This window comes from Eisenibacter elegans DSM 3317 (assembly GCF_000430505.1).
GTDB classification, from domain to species: Bacteria; Bacteroidota; Bacteroidia; order Cytophagales; family Microscillaceae; genus Eisenibacter; species Eisenibacter elegans.
Genome location: NZ_AUMD01000019.1, coordinates 334,663 through 355,004, shown reverse-complemented (window position 1 = coordinate 355,004; position 20,342 = coordinate 334,663). Strand labels below are relative to the sequence as shown.

13 protein-coding genes are annotated in these 20,342 nt (G+C 48.7%); 6 read left to right on the top strand and 7 right to left on the bottom strand.

Annotated features, from left to right (window positions below; genetic code table 11):
* Position 1 precedes the first annotated feature (1 nt).
* Positions 2-793: a cysteine hydrolase family protein gene (locus tag G499_RS0107505; protein ID WP_026999435.1), complete on the bottom strand. Its 792-nt coding sequence runs from the start codon at positions 791-793 to the stop codon at positions 2-4.
* 304 nt (positions 794-1,097) lie between these two features.
* On the opposite strand from G499_RS0107505, the gene G499_RS0107495 reads away from it, so the two are divergent.
* The 4 genes from G499_RS0107495 (at position 1,098) to G499_RS19095 (ending at position 7,749) form a co-directional block, all read left to right on the top strand.
* Positions 1,098-2,375: an aspartate kinase gene (locus tag G499_RS0107495; RefSeq protein WP_081413686.1), complete on the top strand. Its 1,278-nt coding sequence runs from the start codon at positions 1,098-1,100 to the stop codon at positions 2,373-2,375.
* A 421-nt stretch (positions 2,376-2,796) separates the two neighbouring features.
* The gene (locus G499_RS0107490) at positions 2,797-5,604 is read left to right on the top strand and encodes a TonB-dependent receptor (RefSeq protein WP_026999433.1); all 2,808 of its coding nucleotides are present in this window, start codon (positions 2,797-2,799) and stop codon (positions 5,602-5,604) included.
* 47 nt (positions 5,605-5,651) lie between these two features.
* Positions 5,652-7,079, top strand: coding sequence for a hypothetical protein (locus tag G499_RS0107485; protein ID WP_026999432.1), 1,428 nt, complete (start codon positions 5,652-5,654; stop codon positions 7,077-7,079).
* Positions 7,080-7,185: 106 nt separating this feature from the next.
* Positions 7,186-7,749 (top strand): hypothetical protein, encoded by a 564-nt coding sequence (locus tag G499_RS19095; protein WP_154658353.1) that lies wholly within the window; start codon positions 7,186-7,188, stop codon positions 7,747-7,749.
* Positions 7,750-8,127: 378 nt separating this feature from the next.
* Here the strand turns inward: G499_RS19095 and G499_RS0107475 are convergent, their stop codons facing one another.
* Complete coding sequence (locus G499_RS0107475) at positions 8,128-8,496, bottom strand: hypothetical protein (protein WP_026999431.1); 369 nt, start codon at positions 8,494-8,496, stop codon at positions 8,128-8,130.
* 418 nt (positions 8,497-8,914) lie between these two features.
* Between G499_RS0107475 and G499_RS0107470 the strand changes: the two genes are divergently transcribed.
* Together G499_RS0107470 and G499_RS0107465 are read left to right on the top strand one after the other, a co-directional pair.
* Positions 8,915-9,343 (top strand): OsmC family protein, encoded by a 429-nt coding sequence (locus tag G499_RS0107470; RefSeq protein WP_026999430.1) that lies wholly within the window; start codon positions 8,915-8,917, stop codon positions 9,341-9,343.
* A gap of 17 nt (positions 9,344-9,360) precedes the next feature.
* Complete coding sequence (locus G499_RS0107465; protein ID WP_035726806.1) at positions 9,361-10,542, top strand: O-succinylhomoserine sulfhydrylase; 1,182 nt, start codon at positions 9,361-9,363, stop codon at positions 10,540-10,542.
* A 46-nt stretch (positions 10,543-10,588) separates the two neighbouring features.
* On the opposite strand, the gene G499_RS0107460 is transcribed toward G499_RS0107465, so the two are convergent.
* The 5 genes from G499_RS0107460 to G499_RS21720 all read right to left on the bottom strand — a co-directional run bounded on the left by G499_RS0107460 (position 10,589) and on the right by G499_RS21720 (position 20,335).
* Entirely contained in the window at positions 10,589-11,374 is a 786-nt protein-coding gene (locus G499_RS0107460; RefSeq protein WP_026999428.1) for a crotonase/enoyl-CoA hydratase family protein, read from the bottom strand.
* Between the two features lie 26 nt (positions 11,375-11,400).
* On the bottom strand, positions 11,401-12,024 hold the full coding sequence (locus G499_RS0107455; protein WP_035726804.1) for a histidine phosphatase family protein: 624 nt from the start codon (positions 12,022-12,024) through the stop codon (positions 11,401-11,403).
* 369 nt (positions 12,025-12,393) lie between these two features.
* On the bottom strand, positions 12,394-14,631 hold the full coding sequence (katG, locus tag G499_RS0107450; protein WP_026999426.1) for a catalase/peroxidase HPI: 2,238 nt from the start codon (positions 14,629-14,631) through the stop codon (positions 12,394-12,396).
* Positions 14,632-15,082: 451 nt separating this feature from the next.
* Positions 15,083-19,522, bottom strand: coding sequence for a glutamate synthase large subunit (gene gltB, locus G499_RS19090; protein ID WP_051296047.1), 4,440 nt, complete (start codon positions 19,520-19,522; stop codon positions 15,083-15,085).
* Positions 19,523-20,140: 618 nt separating this feature from the next.
* A complete protein-coding gene (locus G499_RS21720; protein ID WP_154658352.1) occupies positions 20,141-20,335 on the bottom strand; it encodes a transposase in 195 nt (64 codons plus the stop codon).
* Between the last annotated feature and the right edge of the window lie 7 nt (positions 20,336-20,342).

The following is a 20,342-nucleotide window of genomic DNA, read 5'->3' as shown; positions in this document are numbered from 1 at the left end:
TTTAGTTGAGGGTAATGTCTTGGATGCGGGCAAAACGAATGTTACGTTTTTTGGCTTCTTCATAAATTGGTTGGCCGAGATGACCTAGGTTGGGCACATCCGACATACAGTCTTCAATGATGACCATTTTGTTGGCCAGCCCGGGGGCATAGTCCAGCGCTTGTTTGATGCTCGTTGCCACACAGTGTGATTTGGCCTCTCCGGCTACATACACATTCTGATAGTTTTCCAGCGTCTTGATTAAGCTTTGGTTGAGCTGTGTTTCGGGGCGGTCAGCCACCGGAATTTGCGCCATAAAAATCCCAAAGTGCTCCGTCAACGGGTAAGTACCCTTGGTTACGGCTTGGTAATATTTGCCTTGGCGCGTCCAGTCTACGAGCGCCGTCATTAGTTGGTCATCAAGGGCATTGCCTTTCGAGCCGATGAGGCAGTGTTCGGGCCAGATTAGGTGAGGGAATTGCCCTTGTTTTTCTAACTCTTCGAGATACTTGATAGCCTCTTTGGGAAAGAAGCGCGGAGTCCATTGGCCACCCTGTACGTCGGCTAGCGTAATTTGGGTAAATGGAGCGGGGAACTTCCCGTTTTTGTCTTGCCAAAACGAAGGATGCGAGATGTCATTGACCGGATGGGAGTCAAGCGTAATGCAGATATGATCTATCTTGGGCGCATTGGCACTGATAAAGCGGCTGAGGCGCTCCATATCTTTCTCGGCTCCGGGCACATAGAGTGCACCATTGGGGTGGCAAAAATCATACTGAGCGTCAATAATGAGAAAGGCGTGTTGATTTTTCATAGAAATGGGGTTAGGGAAAAAGAGAAAAGAAACACCTACCAACAACACAAGGCTTAGCCACACTTGATGGTAACGCAACTATGGGGCTACTGGTTGCCTTTGGGGCAGGATATCGAAAGCGCATTTATACCAAGATTTACAAGATTTTAGGATTCATATAATTTGATTTTCTTGGTTCCGAAGGGTTTTCAACAGATACCTTGCTCAAACCAATTTGGACTGGGTTTGTGATGAGGTTTGCGCGCTTTTTCCTACTTTTGTTACCGGCCATTACAGGCATAAGTCTTACAGTTTTGCGGAATATATGGAATTGAAAATATTTAAATTTGGCGGTGCTTCGGTCGAAAGTCCGGCCCGTGTGCGTAATGTGGTGCAGTTGGTTGCCACACATTTTCAAACAAACTCTCCAAACCCAAAATTGGTCATTGTAGTGTCAGCTATGGGCAAGATGACCAATGCCTTTGAGGTGCTTTTGGAGGCCTGCTGGCACAATAAGCCGACTCAAGAGGCCTGGCAGCATATCTATCAATATCACCAAGGGCAGGCCGAGGCACTTTTTACCTCCTCCGAGGGGATACACAGCCAACTGGCGCACTATTATCGGGAGATACAGGCATTGGCGGCAGACATTCATCAGTACCAAGTCTACGACCAAGCCTACGATGCTCTGGTAAGTTATGGCGAGCTACTCTCGACAACAATGCTGGCGGCGGCACTACAGCAGGCTGGGCTGCCCGTAGTGTGGATGGATGCGCGCCAGCTAATCCGTACAGACCATACTTGGCGCGAGGGGAAAGTGATTTGGGACACTACCCAAGCCCAAATTTGCGCAGCGCTCACCCCCCCACTGACAGAGGGACACCTTGTGTTGACACAAGGCTTCTTGGGGGGCACACCCGATGGGCACACCACGACGCTCGGGCGCGAAGGCTCGGATTTTACGGGTGCTATCTTGGCCCATTGCTTAGACGCACAATCGCTCACCATCTGGAAAGATGTACCCGGTGTGCTCAATGCAGACCCCAAACGCGTAGCCCATACGACATTGTACGAGCGCTTGTCGTATCGGGAGAGCGCCGAGATGAGTACCTATGGCGCTTCAGTCATACACCCTAAGACTATCAAGCCCTTGGTCGAAAAGCAAATTCCACTATTTGTCCGTTCGTTTATCAATCCGGAGGCTGCCGGAACACGCATTGCCGAGGAGCCCTCTGACAAGCAAGTACCTAATATTATCTTCAAAGACAATCAGGTAGTGATACATATCCAATCGGATAGCTTTGCACTGATGAATAGCAAGCTGCTCAGCACCATCTTGCAGGCCTGTGAGGAAGCCAATCTGGCGGTCAATTTTATCCAAACCTTTGCCACACAGCTAGCCATAGCAACCAACCCACACCAATCGAGATTGGAACAAGTACAGGTCTTGCTCCAAAAAGCAGGCTTTACGGTCAAATGTACCACAGGATTGCAACTGATTACGCTACAGCGCTACAACGACGATACCTTATCGACTATATTGGCCGGCAGAAAGCCCTATTTGCTACAACGCAGCGAGGCCTTGTGTCAGCTATTGGTGTGATTAAGCTGTTTTTTGCCCTGATTGTAGAGATAAAAAACAGCATTTTAAGAGAAAGTTAAGTTTAGGTCAAAAATAGGCTTCAGTTTTGCCTAGCCTATGATAAGTAGTGATGAGTTTTTGATTTTGAGCGCGTACTTGCTTTATTCACTTGATTTTCAAGGTATTATACAATAAGCAAGACACAAGTTATTTTTGCACTGGTACTTATATCAAACACGCCGGATGTATACCTACCGGCGTGTTTGTTGTTTTTATTTGGCAAAATGATTAAAAAAGCTTTTTCCAACCTCTTGTCTGTGTTATCAAAAGATGAAATTCACCAAAAGCCTTTAACCAAATCATAACCGTGCTTTCATTGAGCGATTGCCGGGGTAGCCTTAGCTTTGCAGGCATAAAATAGGATACCCCATTACAAACACTTATGAAGAGGTTTATTTTAACAATATTATTACTGTGTACAAGCTTGGCTTATGGCTTTGCTCAAACAGGCACTATCCGCGGAAAGCTCGTAGATGAGGCTAATGGTGAAGAAATCATTGGCGCGACCGTCATCATAGAAGGGACGACTACCGGTACAATTACAGACATCAACGGTGATTTTGTGATTAACAATGCCCCTGTCGGTACACACACCCTGGTTATCTCGTATGTATCATACAAAACCAAGAAAATGGAAGGCTTGCGCGTCGAGGCCGGTAAGGTAACCGTACTCAATACTTCTCTGGAAGAGGACGTACAGAGCCTTGGTGAAGTTGTTGTGGTCGCCGAACGGGAGACGAATTCGATGGTTTCTGTACTAAAGGAAATCCGTCAAGCAAAACAAGTAGTGAGCGGTATCTCGGCAGAACAAATCGCCAAATCACTCGATGGCAACTCTGCGCAAGTAATGACCCGTGTGCCAGGAGTAACTATTGTAGACGGGCGTTTTGTGATGATTCGTGGTGTGAGCGATCGCTACAATGCAGTGATGATTAACAATGCCTATGCTCCTAGCACAGAAATAGATAGCCGTTCGTTCTCTTTTGACCTGCTACCCAGCAATGTGTTGGATAGAATGCTTATTTATAAGTCAGGGGCTGCAGAATATCCCGGAGACTTTGCTGGTGGAGTAATCAAGATGTATACCCGACACACCGTAGATGAGAATTTCACAACGATATCGGTAGGGACGGCCTTCCGCCAAAATACCACATTTGAGAAGGCGTTTTTTTCGCAGGGAAGTGCTACCGATGTTTTAGGCTTTGACAATGGCTTTAGGTCTATCCCCAATACTTTCCCTAATAATTTGAGAGACTTGTCTCGAAACTCTACAGAATTGCAAAATATTGGCCGTTCGTTACCCAACAACTTTGATGCTACTGAGAGTATGGCCGCTCCTGATGTGAAATTGGGTTTTGCTATGGGCCGTAAGTTCAATCTTTTCAACCGAGCCGCCACCAACCTAACGGCGATTAATTATTCCAACACTGCCCAGTTTCAGGCTGTAGAGCGTTACCGTTATGGACAATTTGAGCCTTCACGAGGCCAGAGTCCACAGCTGTATCGTTTTGAAGACTCTTTTTATGGCCGTAATGTAAGATTGGGCATCATCAGCAATTTCAATCTAAGACTGAACGCCAATAATTCTTTGAGCTTCAAGAATATGTACAACCAACTTAGTGAGCACGAAACCACATTCCGAAACGGATTTAATTTTTTCCAACGCTCTGAGTTGTTCAACAACTATGCGTATTACTACTTATCGCGCAGCATTTACTCAGGGCAAATAGAAGGTAATCACGAAGTTAGCGACCGAACCTCCATCAACTGGGTATTTAGTGCAAATTATATCAACCGTAGTGAGCCTGATTATCGCCGCTTCCGTCGTGTGGAAAGTACTGATGAGCCGGGCACTTTTGTCTTGATTGACCCTCCCAACGCCAATCCTTTTGACGCAGGCAGATTTTATTCTAGCTTGAATGAAATCCAAGTAGGCAACGGTTTCAACTATCAACATAAGCTAGGCGCTAACCTATCAGATGAAGAGAGTAAGAAACTGAAACTTGGTTATTATGTAGATTATAGAGCTCGTAATTTCTCAGCCCGTTATTTCTCTTATGTATATCCGGGCTTTGATGATCCAGTAATCAAAGATCAACTCCTACGTTTACCTAACAGCCAAATATTTGCTCCTGAAAACATTAGCAGAACCAACGGCTTCCGACTAGATGAAGGCACCAATGCGTCTGATACATATACAGGCACACAGTTACTTACTGCTGGTTATGCAAGTTTAGAGTTGCCCTTAGACCGCTGGACTCTTGCTTTTGGAGGCCGAGCAGAGTATAACATCCAAACACTCACTAGCGCTCTCCAAAGTGGTGAGGCAGTGAATGTAAATAATCCGATTTTTGCGGCCTTGCCTTTTGCCAATATTGCATACAACTTCAATACACGTAGCTTGATGCGTGTAGCTTATGGCCGTACTGTCAATAGACCTGAGTTTAGAGAGTTAGCGCCCTTTTTGTTTTATGACTTTAACAAGGACGTAAACATTGTTGGTAATCCTAATTTGGGCACAGCCTTTATTGATAATCTCGACCTCAGATACGAGTTTTATCCTTCGCCAAGCCAAACGGTCATTATAGGAGGTTTTTATAAACGCTTTACCAACCCTATTGAGCAACGTGTAGCACAGGTAGCCGATGGGCAACAATTCAGCTTTATCAACGCTGATTTTGCCAACAACCTTGGTGTGGAGTTAGAACTACGCAAAGAATTCATTATGGCATCGTCTCCAGTGTTCAAATACCTTACGCTCGTACTCAATACTTCTTATATATATAGCCGCGTAGATCTAGGCGAGGCTATTCAAGGAGGCCAAGACCGTGAAAGAGCCTTGCAGGGTCAATCACCTTATATCGTAAACCTTGCCTCTTTCTGGGAAAATCCAAAAACAGGATGGAGTTTCAATGCTTTTTATAATGTTTTTGGTCCACGAATCTTTACAGTGGGAGATAGCCAGTTCCCTACTATTTATGAACTACAAAGACATAGCATCGACTTGACTGTGGGCAAAAAAATCAAGGCACTAGAGTTGAGAGCTGGTGTTCAAGATTTGCTCAACTTCAAATATAGATTCTACCAAGACTCTAACCGCGATGCTAAAATAGATCTAGCAGTGGATGAACCCATCTTCCTTTTCAGAAGAGGTGCACTCTACTCACTCACTGCGACTTATCAGTTCTAATAGCTTTTGTATCAGTATGTTTAACAAATAACCCAATGAAGTTTTCTATGAAAACAATGTTCAAATTTGCTGCTGGTTTGGCGCTGATAGCGACCCTAGCAAGCTGCAATAACAACAAGGATGAAGAGGTTGCTCCCATCGGTGAGCAAGTAATCGAAGGTAACATTACTACCAACACCGAGTTGGATGCTAACGTTACATACCTCCTCCGTGGACAAGTAATTGTTACTAACGGAGCAACGCTCAAAATTCCCGCTGGTACACTTATCAAGGGAGAACGCCGTACAAAGGGAACTTTGGTAATCGACAAAGGAGCCAAAATTGATGCACAAGGTACTGCTCAGAATCCAATCGTGATGACTTCAAGCCTTCGTGAGGGTGAGCGTGACCGTGGCGACTGGGGTGGGGTAGTAATCTTGGGCCGTGCAAACACCAATCAGCAAAGACCTACTATCGAAGGTATTGTACCTGAAATCAATTATGGAACTTTCCAAAGCACCGAATTTGACGGTGAAAACTCAGGCATTATGCGTTATGTACGTATTGAGTATGCTGGTATTGAGCTTTCTCCAAACAACGAAACCAACTCACTCACAATGGGTGGTGTAGGTCGTGGCACAACCATCGAGTATGTACAAGTATCTTTTGGTGGTGATGATGGTTTTGAGTGGTTCGGTGGCACTGTAGATGGCAAGTACTTGATTTCTCACGCAATGTGGGATGATGATCTGGACTGTGACTTCGGTTGGACTGGACGTGTGCAGTTTGTTTTGGTAGTGCGTAACCCTTCTTTTGCTGACCAGTCTGGCTCTAACGCTTTCGAGTGTGATAACGATGCTTCAGGCTCTACCAACACTCCCTTCACTGCCCCCGTATTTTCTAACGTAACGGTTTATGGCCCCCGTGAGCAACGTGGACGTAGCATCAGCAACAATTATCAACACGCAATGCACTTGCGTCGTCGTACAGCTACTTCAATCTTCAACTCTGTATTGGTAGGCTTCCCAACAATGTTCCGTTTGGATGGTATTACTACTGAAGAACAATATACTAGCGGAGCTGGTGCAATCGAAAACACAGTGATTGTAGGTATTGCTGCTAGTGGAAGCGCTGCTGCTACTATGTATTCTGCTGGTTCTGGAAACACTGCAGCCTCCGTAGAAACGTATTTCACTGCCGCTGCACGTAATAACCAAGCTATCAACATTGGCACTACTGGCGATGCTTCTCCTGATTACAACGCTCTCGGTTTGCGTACAGATAACTTTGTACGTGATCGCCTTATCGAAAATTATCCTAAGAACCCTAACTTCGCCCTGACTTCTGCCAATGCTACTTTGGCCAGTGGTGGAGCTTTTACAAATGCTAAAGTAAACAACAGCTTCTTCCAAAATGTAAGCTATCGTGGTGCTTTCGGTACTACTGATTGGACTGATGGTTGGGCTGACTTCCGTCCAGGAGAAAACCAGTATTAAGAACTACTCTAACAGTAGGCGATTATACGAGAAAAGACCCGCTTTGCTGCGGGTCTTTTGCTAAAAAACAAAATAACATTCCAGTGTTTTTAAAATGAATCGAGCAATGAATTATCTCCCTTCTTTCGTCTTTGTACTATTATTAGGATGGTTGACAGCCTGCACCAACAACCCTAGTACCAAGCCTGAAAAATACCTCAACAAGGAGCAACAAACGGAACTGCTTACTCAAATTGTCCGATATAATGCTAAGCCCCCCAAAAGAGTAACGCACGAGCAGAAATTCGATAGCCGTTATGATGAGTATTACGCGGAGCAGTTGACTAGATTTAAACTAGAACACTTATACATTGACCCCAAAACTAAGCAATATTATTTTGTCGTATCACGTCCCGCACCAAGCTTTAAAGTGAAAAGGGTTGCTACTGGAGGCATATTAAGCCTTGACACAAATGGCAAAATAATGGCCTATGAAGAGGTCTTTAGAACATTTAAGATGGAAGAGCCAGAGCTAGCCAAAAAGGCAAAAACACTATTCCTCGAATTGTTGAATACGGGCAATGTGGACAAATATATGCCCGAAAATACAACAGAAGAATTTATCGAATTTCCTGATAGAAACAATGTGTTTGACAAGGAGAAAAAGCACTGGGTAACCGTTACTCAATAAAAGCATAAGCCTAGCACCAATCATGGGTTGTTTTTCAAGGCATCTTATATTCCACATAAATTATTTTGTGTAGCTCTACGCCTATTACCGATACCCCAAACATTCTCCTTGCTTGGGGTAGGGGCATAATCTGTGGAAAAGCTGAGTTTTGCGGCCAAGGTCAAAAAGCCCCGGATGGAGTAGTAGCTGTCTTGTGGGGTCCACGTGTAGTCTATCAAAGGCGATTGTATGAGGGCTTGCAATGCGGCAGCTTGGGGGCGCTAAAATAGCACAGGTGTGTTTGGAGTATGCGCTCCATCCTTGTCCTTTGTGCCATATATGTCAGGATTGCCTGAAACATATAACCTGCAAGCTAGCCGAAACATACATCAACTGTTGTTATTCGTGGTCTAGATACACTGCAGGAGCTTCCCCGTCGGAGGTTTGCTCATTCATAAAAAAACAATAGTGGCCGCCATCCTCGCCACCATAACCAAAGGGAATAACTTGATAGTCAGGGTGTATGCTGGCGTAACCTTCTGGGTCATACAGTTCCCTGTGAGTAGCGAGCACCTCCGACAGGGGAATCAGCTCAAAACCATAGGTATGAGACAACAGCGGGGGTTTTTCGAGAAGCTTGGACAATACCTGTGTCTTCCAGTGGGCATCATACGTGCCGTTGTCTAGCATTTGGTCTTGTGCCAAACGATGATAAATAGGAGGATATTGAAACTCCAACAGGGTTTCGATAGTCTGAGTAGATTCCAAGATTTATTTGGTTTAAGGCACACAGTTGGATATTTCCCAAAAAGCACCGCGATTGCCAAACAGCTATACAGCTCTGATTTAAGAGCTTGTCTAAAATTCTCTTCATCGACACCAAAACGCCGCTTTTTGGCTGCTACTTCGTTAAAAATGCTCGTCGTAGCCCTCCCACGATTTTAATCGTGGGCTAAACACAAGGCCTGCGCTTTTTGCCTAGTGTCAGTGCAAAAATCAGCTGTTTTGAGTGCCGCGCTGAAAATTTAGACAAGCTCTAGGGCTTCACCTCTACTAATGTAACAGGGTTTAACAAAAGCTACAAAATCTATAGATTTTGCCTGCTTTAGGTTTTTTACCACGCTTTTTGCGTAAGTTTGCGTTATTTCAAGACAGGGTCTTTGTACATTCAAAAACAACAAAATCAATGGTAAAAATATCACTCAAGCGTCAAAGTGCGCCTTATCATATGGTAGCCACCAACGAAGAGGGAAACCAAATTCACATAGACCGAGGCTCTGACGAGCAGCGCCAAAGCCAAGGAATGGGGCCTATGCAGCTGCTCTTGGCCGGTATTGGCGGATGCAGTACGATAGACATTGTGGACATTCTGGCCAAGCAGCGCGAGCCCCTCGACGACATCGAGGTAGAGGTACAAGGGGAGCGTGAGGCCGGTGCCGTGCCTTCGCTTTATACCAATATCCACGTACACTTCAAGCTCTATGGGAATGTCAATGAGCAAAAAGCCCAACGGGCCATAGACCTTTCGATGCAGACCTATTGCTCTGTATCCAAAACCCTCGAAAAAACCGCCCAAATCACTTACAGCTTCGACATCATCCGTCCGGATGCCTAATAAAACCTTCTTTTTTGATGCAACACAAGCCCGATTCTACCCATTTCGAAACCTTGGCTGTGCGTACACAGGCCGAGCGCAGCCAACACCGTGAGCATTCTGTGCCTATTTTTGCCACCTCCAGCTTTGTGTTTGAGGATGCCGAACAGGCGCGGGCACTTTTTGCCCAAGAGCAAGAGGGCAATATCTACTCGCGTTTTTCAAACCCCAACAACGACGAGTTTGTGCAGAAACTCTGCCTGCTCGAAGGTACGGAAGATGGCATCGCCACGGCCTCAGGAATGGCCGCCATGTTTTTGAGTATGGCTGCCTTTGTGAGTCAAGGCGAGCACGTGGTGGTGTCGCGGTCGGTTTTTGGCTCTACCCACCAAATTGTAACCCAGCTTTTCCCCAAGTGGGGCATCAGCCATAGCTATGTGGACATTGCCGATTTGGAGGGCTTTGCTGCCGCCATTACGCCCAAAACCAAGTTGGTATTTGTAGAAACGCCTTCCAATCCGGCGCTCGACCTCATAGACCTCGAAGCCTTGGCCGACATCTGTCGGGCGCACAAGGTCTTGCTTGTAGTGGACAATTGCTTTGCCACGCCTTACCTCCAAACCCCTGCCCGTTGGGGCGCGGATATCGTTACGCATTCAGCCACCAAGTTTATCGACGGCCAAGGGCGTGTGTTGGGGGGAGCCGTATTGGGTAGCAAGGCGCTTATCCAAGAGGCACGCTTTTTGGCGCGGCACAGCGGCCCGGCGCTCTCGCCTTTCCACGGCTGGGTCTTGTCTAAGAGCCTCGAAACCCTCAGTGTGCGCATGGACAGGCACTGCCAAAATGCCTTGGCTTTGGCGGAGTTTTTGGAGCAGCAGCCGCAGGTAGCTTTTGTCAAATATCCCTTCTTGCCCTCGCATCCGCAGTATGCTTTGGCACAAAAACAGATGCGTGCCGGAGGCGGCTTGGTAAGCTTTGAACTGAAAGGCGGTCTGCAAAAAGGCCGTGCCTTCCTCGACAAACTACAACTATGTTCTCTGACGGCCAACCTTGGCGATACCCGCACCACGGCCACCCACCCGGCCTCAACCACACACTCCAAGCTGAACAGCGAAGAGCGGGCAATGGTGGGCATCAGCGATGGTTTGGTACGTATTTCGGCAGGCTTGGAGCATATCGAAGACATTATCCAAGACATCGCCCAAGCATTAGGGGCATAATGAAGCAGAAGCTTCCACGCTTTTTTTAAAAGTGGAAGCTTCCTTATCAGATATCCTCATAACTACCGTGGCGTCCCTTCCCTTCGGCAAATCGCTGCGCGCCCTCGAAGGTTTCTTGGCTGAGCAGGGTCTGTGTACCTTTGTAAAACTCGTTGCGCAAGGCCGCCTCCAAGTCCATATCTACTTGTTCATAGGCACTGAGCCGGTCATTGCGGAGGCAGTTTTGGGGAAATCTCGAAAGTTGTTTGGCCAACTGTACTGCCGTATCCCAAGCCTGGCCTTCGGGAACGAGACGGTTGGCCAAGCCCATATCCAGCGCTTCTTGCCCATCGATAGCCCTGCCGGTTAGGATCAAATCCAGAGCGCGGCTTAGCCCAATCAACCTCGGAAGGCGAACTGTTCCTCCGTCGATAAGTGGGACACCCCACCGCCGGCAAAATACGCCTAAAACGCTGGTTTTTTCGACCACACGCAAATCACACCACAGTGCCAGCTCTAATCCGCCGGCGACGGCATAGCCCTGAATGGCCGCAATGACGGGCTTTTGTAAGCGCAAACGACTTACACCCAGTGGAGCTTGCCCATAGGGATTGAGCACCATCGTGGGGGCATTGGGGTCGGCCAGCGCCAAGGACTTTAGGTCTGCGCCCGAGCAAAATGACTGCCCTACGCCCCCCAAAACTGCCACACGTGCCGTTTCGTCAGTTTCAAACGCCTCAAATGCAGCCAACAATTGCTGTGCTGTTTCAGCATCTACAGCATTGCGTACCGCTGGGCGGTTGAGGCGTACAAGCGTTAGTGGCCCTTGTTTTTCTACCAGAACTTTTTGCATGAAAGGTTAGTATTAATAGTTGATAATCAGGCTTCTAGCAAGGATAAATGACTGGTGTCGTTATAGCGCTCTATCCGAAACATACTACCTGTGTAGACAAGCTGATAGAGGCAGAGGTTTTGGTGCTCAAAATTATCCATTTCCTGTAGTGGGGCGTTGAGCATCAAGCAGAGCAAGATACGCATCGCACGCCCGTGCATCGCAATCAGGATATTCTGGTCTTCGGGGCGTGAACGAATCAGCTCCAATATAGGGCGCTGGCGTTCCTGTACTTGTATGGGGCTTTCCCCGCCTTGGATAGCGATATCGACCCGGCCTTCGCGCCAAGAGCGCAGCATGTCGTGGTAATAGCGGTCTTGTTCGGGGTCTACAGGATGTCCTTCGTTGACTCCCCAGCTAATCTCGTTAAGGCCTGCATAGTGCTCGGTAGGGATACCTAGCGCCGTAAACTTAGCTACTGACTGGATTGCGCGTTGAAGGGCAGAGGTGTAAATCCGGTCGAAGGGAATGTGCTTGTAGGTTTCAAAAAAAGCCTCTGCCTGCCGTTGCCCCAACTCATTGAGCGGAGCGTCAACACCACTGCCCTGCACAATATTTTGCCTGTTAAATTCTGTCTGGCCGTGTCTGATAAGATAAATGGTCTGTTGCATAGGAGCGTTTTTTTGAGGTATGGAGAGTGAAGCGCTTGGATAGGGCTGATGCCACTATCTACCCTTTGATATACGTAATGGTTTGTCTTTGTTTTGCCTTTATCAGCAGTTTTTATCAACACAGTGTATTTTTAGCTTTGGCAAAAATCCCTCTTTGTTGACAGTAGCCCGTAGATTGGAGCAGCGAGGTTCGGATAGTTTGCCCAAGTCCATTTGTTGACAAGATTTTGCTGCAAAGCGTGCAAATTAAGCCCACAAAAGCAATAAAGCAAGCGCTACTGGTGGATGATTGGGAGATTAGCCTACAAAAAAACCACCTCTATTGAGGTGGTTTTTGGTGTACAAGTGTCCAATTCGAACGATAGCGGCTTAGGCTAGATCGAAGCGGTCGAGGTTCATTACTTTGTTCCAAGCTGCTACGAAATCTTTTACAAACTTCGCTTCGCCGCCGGCTTGGGCATATACTTCGGCTATGGCACGCAGCTCAGCATTAGAACCGAAAATCAAGTCCACACGGCTACCGGTCCACTTCAGTTCGCCTGTCTTGCGGTCGCGGGCTTCGAAGGTGTGCTGGTCGTCAGAAGTAGCTTTCCAAGTGATGCCAAAGTCGAGTACATTCACGAAGAAGTCGTTGGTGAGTTGCTCAGGGCGCTTGGTAAATACGCCGTGCTGTGAGCCATCGAAATTGGCATTGAGCACACGCAGACCACCTACAAGGGCTGTCATTTGGGGAGCAGTGAGCGTCATGAGCTGGGCTTTGTCCACCAATACCTCTTCGGGCGAAGCATTGAGTGCCTCGGCTTTGAAGTAGTTGCGGAAGCCATCGGCCTTAGGCTCTAATACTGCAAAAGAGAGTACATCGGTTTGCTCTTGGCTGGCATCGTTGCGTCCGGGGGTGAAAGGCACGCTGATGTCGTGTCCGGCATCTTTGGCAGCTTTTTCGATGGCTGCGCAGCCACCCAACACAATCAAGTCGGCCAAGGAGATGCGCTTCTTGCCTCCGGCATTGGCGTTGAACTCACCCTGAATACTTTCGAGGGTGCTGAGCACCTTCTTCAGTTCGGCGGGATTGTTTACTTCCCAAGCATTTTGAGGAGCAAGGCGAATGCGGGCACCATTGGCACCACCGCGCTTATCAGAATTGCGGAAGGTAGCGGCAGAAGCCCAAGCTGTGCGCACCAATTCGGCTACCGAAAGGCCTGAAGCCAAGATATTGGCCTTGAGGCCGGCAATGTCTTGTGCATTGACCAATTCATAGTCCACAGCGGGGATAGGGTCTTGCCAAATCAACTCCTCTTTGGGTACTTCCGGGCCGAGGTAGCGGGCAATAGGTCCCATATCGCGGTGGGTCAGCTTGAACCAAGCACGGGCAAAGGCATCGGCAAACTCCTCAGGGTTTTCGTAGAAGTGGCGAGAAATTTTCTCATACTCAGGGTCGAAGCGCAGGGCCAAGTCGGTAGTGAGCATCATCGGTGCGTGCTTCTTGCTGGGGTCGTGTGCATCGGGCACAGTATCAGCACCTGCATTGCCTTTGGGCTTCCACTGGTGCGCTCCGGCGGGGCTTTTGGTGAGCTCCCACTCGTAGCCGAAGAGGTTTTCAAAGTAATTGTTGCTCCATTGCGTAGGCGTGGTTGTCCAAGCACCTTCCAAACCACTGGTAATGGTATGCTCAGAGTGGCCTTTGCCGAAGGTATTTTTCCAGCCCATACCCATCTCTTCGATGCTGGCTCCGGCGGGCTCTGCGCCTACGTACTTGCCCGGGTCGGCTGCGCCGTGAGTCTTGCCAAAGGTATGTCCGCCTGCAATCAGGGCTACGGTTTCGTAATCATTCATCGCCATACGGCCAAAGGTCTCGCGGATGTCTTTGGCAGCGGCGAGTGGGTCGGGTTTGCCGTTGGGGCCTTCGGGGTTTACATAAATCAAGCCCATTTGTACGGCTGCCAGCGGGTTTTCGAGTTCGCGGTCGCCGGAGTAACGCTTATCGGCGAGCCATTCGGCCTCAGAGCCCCAGTAGATATCCTCTTCGGGTTCCCATACGTCTTCGCGGCCACCTGCAAAGCCAAAGGTTTTGAAGCCCATAGATTCGAGGGCGCAGTTGCCTGCCAAAATCATCAGGTCAGCCCAAGAGATTTTGTTGCCGTATTTCTGTTTGATAGGCCACAGCAAGAGGCGGGCTTTGTCGAGGTTGGTGTTGTCGGGCCAGCTATTGAGTGGCTCAAAGCGCTGTGTACCTGCTCCGGCACCGCCGCGCCCGTCAGAGATACGGTAAGTACCGGCGCTGTGCCAAGCCATACGGATAAAGAAGGGGCCATAGTGTCCATAATCAGCAGGCCACCAATCTTGAGAGGTGGTCATGAGTTCGTTGATTTCTTGCTTCACTTTGGCCAAATCCAGAGACTTAAACTCCTCAGCATAGTTGAAGTCCTTGTCCATGGGGTTGGAAAGGTTGGAGTGGAGGCGTAGGATGTCGAGTTTGAGCTTGTTAGGCCACCAGTCCTTGTTGCGTGTACCGCTTCCGGCAGCTTGCTTAATTACGCCACCGCTAAAAGGGCATTTGGCTGCGCCATTGGTGTGTTGTGTGGTGCTTGAAGAGCTGTTGTGTTCCATTTTCTAGTCGATTTTAGGTTGTTTTAGAGTTCAAAGATATGTTGAATTGATTTATAATGAAAATCTATAATCTTTATAGCTATATAGCATTCGATTATATTAATTCATTTTTCACCTCATCATCAACTACTTATAGCATCGGGATTTCCGACACTCTGTTGACCCCACTAAAATACGAAAAGCGATTGCGCCAAACAAGAAATAATGCAAAAGCAAATGCTTTTAGTCTTATTAAAAACACCTCCCCGTGGCAGTGTCTCCACAGCCACAAGCTTTAATACCTAACCAAAATTGGCTTGGGATACACGCCAATGGATATTTTTGGAGAAGTAGCTCGAAGCCCTAGCTCCGAGACAAGCTGAGGCTCCATTTGTAGGTAAAATGAGGTTTAGCCCACAGTTTTAACTGTGGGGCGTGAAAAATATCTAGCGGTGTGAGTCTATGCTATGTTTTAGACCAACTCTGTTGCGACCATTTCGGGTTTGAGCGCCTTAGATTTGGGGACATAGCGGCGTAGTTTTTTGACAGTATGCGCCCAAGTGTTGAGGAGGTATCGGGCACGTTGGCTGCCGGTGGCTTCGTAATAATCTTCGAGCAGGGCGTGTAGTTCGCGTTCGGTATCGGCATCGATAGTGGTTCGTGCGAGGTATTCTTGATTGACAAAAGCCTCCTTCTCGCCCAATAGAATCACATCGCCGCCGGTCATCCCGCCGCCAATATTGTGAGAGGTATTGCCTAAGATGAATATGCGGCCTCCGGTCATATATTCGCAAGCGTGTAGCCCTACCCCTTCTACCACAGCGGTAGCGCCACTGTTGCGCACCGCAAAACGGTCGCCGGCGAGGCCGTGTACATAAAGCGTGCCTCCGGTAGCGCCATATAATGCTACGTTACCGATGATGATGTTTTCTTCGGGGGCAAAGCCTGCTTTGGCTGAAGGGTTGATAACGACACGCCCGCCCGACATTCCCTTGCAGACCGAGTCGTTGGCTTCACCATAGAGGCGGGCTTCTATTTGAGGGACATTAAAAATACCAAAGCCTTGCCCAGCGCTGCCCTCAAAGCGCAAGCGGATGCGCCCTCGATAAGGCTCAATGGCCGGAATAGATTCATCAAACTTGCTTTGTATTTGTTGGTGCTCTCGCAAGGCGATTGCCCCACAAAGCGTCGCCCAAGCGGCGCGTTCTGTTACTTGAATAGGATAATGCAGCGATACATCTGCTTGCATGGCTACAGCCTCTAGGGCATCTGCCAAAATCTGCGCATTGAGCGCATTGGGGCTGACATCGGTAGGGACGGCAGCAGCCTCACTGTTATCGTCAGGATAAGGGCAAGGAGCGGCCAAGAAAAAGTCGAGACTGAGTTGCTTTTCTTGCAAAAGCGGTAGGTGTCCCTCTGCGGGTATAAGCAGGTCTGTTCGGCCTATAAGTTGGCGCAAGTCTGATACTTGTAGGCGTTTCAGATGATGTTGTACATCATCGGCAAGGTACTCCAACATCTTGACAATATGGTCTTTGCTGCCTTTGTATTTGGCCTTGAAACGGGGATCGTGGGTAGCGATACCAGTGGGGCAGGTGTTTTTTTCACAAATCCGAGCCATCACACAACCTTGTGCTACCAAGAGCAATTTACCAAACTCAAAGCCCTCTGCGCCAAGAATAGCCGCCTTGATGAGATCATCGCCGCTATGCAGCCCACCGTCTACGCGCAGCTCCACACGCCGGCGGAGGCCGTTTTGGGTAAGGGCTTGGTGTACCTCCCAAAGACCAAACTCCCAGGGCAGTCCGGCGTGCTTCATCGAAGAAAGCGCGGCAGCGCCCGTACCCCCATCGCCACCCGAGACGTGGATGATGTCGGCACCAGCCTTGGCTACGCCCACGGCAATCGTACCGATGTTGGCACCTGAGACTAACTTTACATTGACCTTGATACCGGGTTTGAGTTGTTTTATTTCATAAATAAGCTCCCGCAGGTCTTCGATGCTGTAGATATCGTGCATGGGTGGGGGCGAAATCAGGTCTACGCCCTCGGAGGCAAAGCGCGCACGGGCAATATCTGCATTGACCTTCAGCCCCATCAATTGACCACCCTCGCCGGGCTTGGCTCCTTGGGCAATTTTGATTTGCACTTCTTGTCCCGAAACGAGATAAAGGGCATTGACCCCAAATCGCCCAGAGGCGATTTGTTTTGTAGTAGCACTCAGTCCTTCGCTGTAGTAATAGGGGTTTTCGCCTCCTTCGCCGCTGTTGCTACGCCCTCCTATTTCTTGCATCGCCAAAAAGATGTCGCGTTGTGACTCTGCGCTCAAAGCACCAAAAGACATTGCCCCCGCGCCAAAAGTCCGCAAGATAGACGCAACCGACTGATAGTCTGTGGGAGCGGGATGAGAGGCATCCGGGCGGACATCGAACAGATGCCGCACACTGACTGGCGCAGCTTCGATGCCCTGTGAGAGATAGGTCTGATAAAGCTCCGGTTGGTCTAGCCCGATACCTGTACTGCGTACCAAATCATGTATGATTTTGGAGCGGGTATTGGTCATAGCGTGTTTTTCGCCTTTTTCCCCTTTGTTGTGTTCTTTGAAACTGTAGGTATTGAGCATTTTCCCCTCGGCAGCGGCCTCTTCTGCAAGGCAAGCTTGTTGGAGAAGGTTTTGAGCGATTTGGGGTAGGTCGATACCGCTCAAATACGCCGATACACCATTGAAGTAGCGCTCTATAAGGGCAAAGCTGATACCGATGGCTGTGAAAAGTTGTGAGTTTTGATAACTACGCACAGTCGAAATGCCCATTTTGGACATAATCTTGAGCAGCCCTTGTTCGTAGACATAGACCAAGTTTTGTTCGCGTTCGTCGGGGCTGATTTTTTGTAGTTTTTTATCATCATTGTGGCGTGCCCACTGCAAGGCCAAGTAGGGGCATACTGCCGCCGCGCCCATCCCTATCAGGGTGGCCACTTGGTGGGTAGTGCGTGCCTGCCCAGTGTGCATCAATATAGAAGTGCGGAGGCGCAGCCCTTCGTCGCGGAGGCGGGTAATGACGGCGCGCAGCGCCAACATAGCCGGTAGGGGAAGCCGCTCGAAGCTGGCCGATTCATCGGAAAGCACCAAAATCTGATAGCCTTGGTCTACGGCCTCGGCAGCTTCTTGGGCGAGCTTTTCGAGGGTAGCCTCAAAAGCGACTGTGCCAAGATTGCGCTCAAAGGTGATGTCCAAGGTTTTGACCAAGATGCGGGTTTGGTCTTCGGTGCGGAGGCTGAGCTGTGCGATTTGCTCCATTTGCCCCAGGCTCATCACAGGGCTGGGTAGGGCAAAGGCCACCGGCGGTGGGAGCAGCTCTTTTTTGGCAAAAATGTTAGGTTGTCGCCCTAGGTAGCAGGTCAGGTCTGTAACATTGCGCTCACGCAGGTAGTCGAGCGGGGGGTTGGTTACTTGGGCGAAGTTGTGGTAAAAATAGTCGAATAAGCTGCGGGGTTGGTCTGAGAAAATAGCGATGCGGGCAGTATCCCCCATCGAGCCTATAGGTTCTTTGCGCTCGGCAATCATCGGGGTCAATATTTTAGAGAGCTCTTCTTCGGTGTATTGAAATACAAAGAGATGCTCCTGCGCAAAGGAGGTAGGCGTGTTGATGTTGAGATAAGGCAGGGTAAAGGTGCGTTTGTCAAACTTGGCATCGTAGTTTTCGCGCGACTGCCCGGGGTCGGTAAAGTTCAGCTCGCCTGTACGTAGGTCCAGATTGATGCCTGTGCCGGCTTGTAGCGAGCCTTTTTCGAGGATTTCGGCTTCGTCAAGGGCGAAAGACCCAGCCTCAGAGGCCAGATAAAATGCGTCGGCAGTGCGTGCCCAGCGGCAAGGGCGGAAGCCGTTGCGGTCGAGGCGTGCGCCTATGCTGCGGCCATTGGCATAGAGTACCAGCGCGGGGCCGTCCCAAGGCTCCATCGTGCGGCTCCAGAATTCATAAAAAGGATGCTGAGAGTTTGCCGGAGGCATCAGGATGGCCATAATCTCCCGTAGATAAGGGATGCCGCTACGGTATTTGAGTGCTTCGAACATTTCGTTGAGGCTGCCCGAGTCGCTGATACCTTCTTCAGTAAGCAGCTCTCCTTTGTAGAGCCCTAGGGTGCGCTCACGGGCTACGGCCCAAGCACGGTTGCCATTGATGGTATTGAACTCGCCGTTGTGGGCAATCATCCGGAAGGGCTGGGCTTTGTCCCAGCTGCTGACGGTGTTGGTGCTAAAGCGTCGGTGGAACATCCCAAAGCGGGTGAGGTATTGCGGGTTTTGGAGGTCAAGATAAAAGCGGGGCAGGTCGGCGGCAGTAGTCAACCCTTTGTATACAATCGTATTGGCGGATAGGGAGCAGAAGAAAACCTCCTCTATGCCCTTCTGGCGTAGTTTGGTACGGGTATACTGCTTTGCCGTGTACAGGAGTTTGTCGAAGGAGGCATTGGTGCGGCAATGCTCGGGGCGGCGGATAATGGCCTGTACCATATAGGGCAGTCGTGCCAAGGCATCGGTTCCCAACACAGCGGGGTTGGTAGGGACTTCGCGGTAGGCAATGACACTCAGGCCAAGAAAGTCAAAAGTCTGTTCTAAAACCCCTAAGGCGCGGCGGCGCTGCTCTGTATTGGCCGGAGCAAAGAGGTTGGCCACGGCAATCGTCCCTTTCTGATAGCCTAATAGCTCGTAAGGAATATCGGTCATTACGCCGGCGCCGTCGCCCGTAAGGCCGTCAGCACTACAAGCCCCCCGGTGCTCTTGGCAGGCTAGGGCATAGAGGGTTTTTTGGAGGGTTTGGTGTGAAAACTCGGCCTTGAGATTGGCCACAAAACCAACACCACAGGCGGACTTCTCTTGTGCCTGGGCGGGAATGAGGGTAGAACGTTGGGTCATGAGAAAGCGCAGTGTTTGAGTGTGTTTGGCTAATCAACGGTTGTATGGAGTAATGGCCGACAATTGTACTATTTTGACGGCGTTGGTAACATCAAATATATCGAAAAATGAGCTAAACTAAAAATAATCTTGCGTTAAACTTTGATTTATCAACAAAAAACAACTAAAAACACAAAAAAGCCAAATATTAAATTTGTAGAATTTTTGAAATTTATAGTATTTTTCAAAGATAGCGGAAAACAGCCATTTAGTAATAGGGATGCCGTCGCGAGCGGAGAGGGGGCTTTATGAAAAAAACAGGGTTCTTCGTGGTTTTAGGGCAGTGGTTCTGTGCATATCTCTTGGTGATACCAGTTTTCTCGGCTTTTTTCGGCCTTGCTTTCTAAGTACCAATGCAAAAACAGTTTGTATTTTGTTTGTTGTATAAATAATACATTAGAGACTCAGGAAAAATCAGTTGGTCTTCTCAATCGCTTTAAGACCTCCTGCACTTGTTCTTGTGAGATATTATTTTTCTTTAAAAAAATCTTGTGTTTGTTTAACTTCCAATAGTTTAGCAATTCCTCTCAGGATATAACCTCTGGTAACTTTGCCTTTTGCCCCACCTAGTTCTGCTAATCAAATAATTTGCGGGTCTTTGGTGAGCAGGTCTTTTACTTCATAGAAATAATCTCCCACAAAAAAAGCAAGACTGCCCAAGTTCTTGATGCTCTCCCAGTCTTGGACTAAAAACTCCTCCCAACCCAAGACTTGTTTGAGAAAACGAAAGACGGATTCTATTTTCCAACGATGTAAATAGAGTTCAAAGACCAAAAAAGCC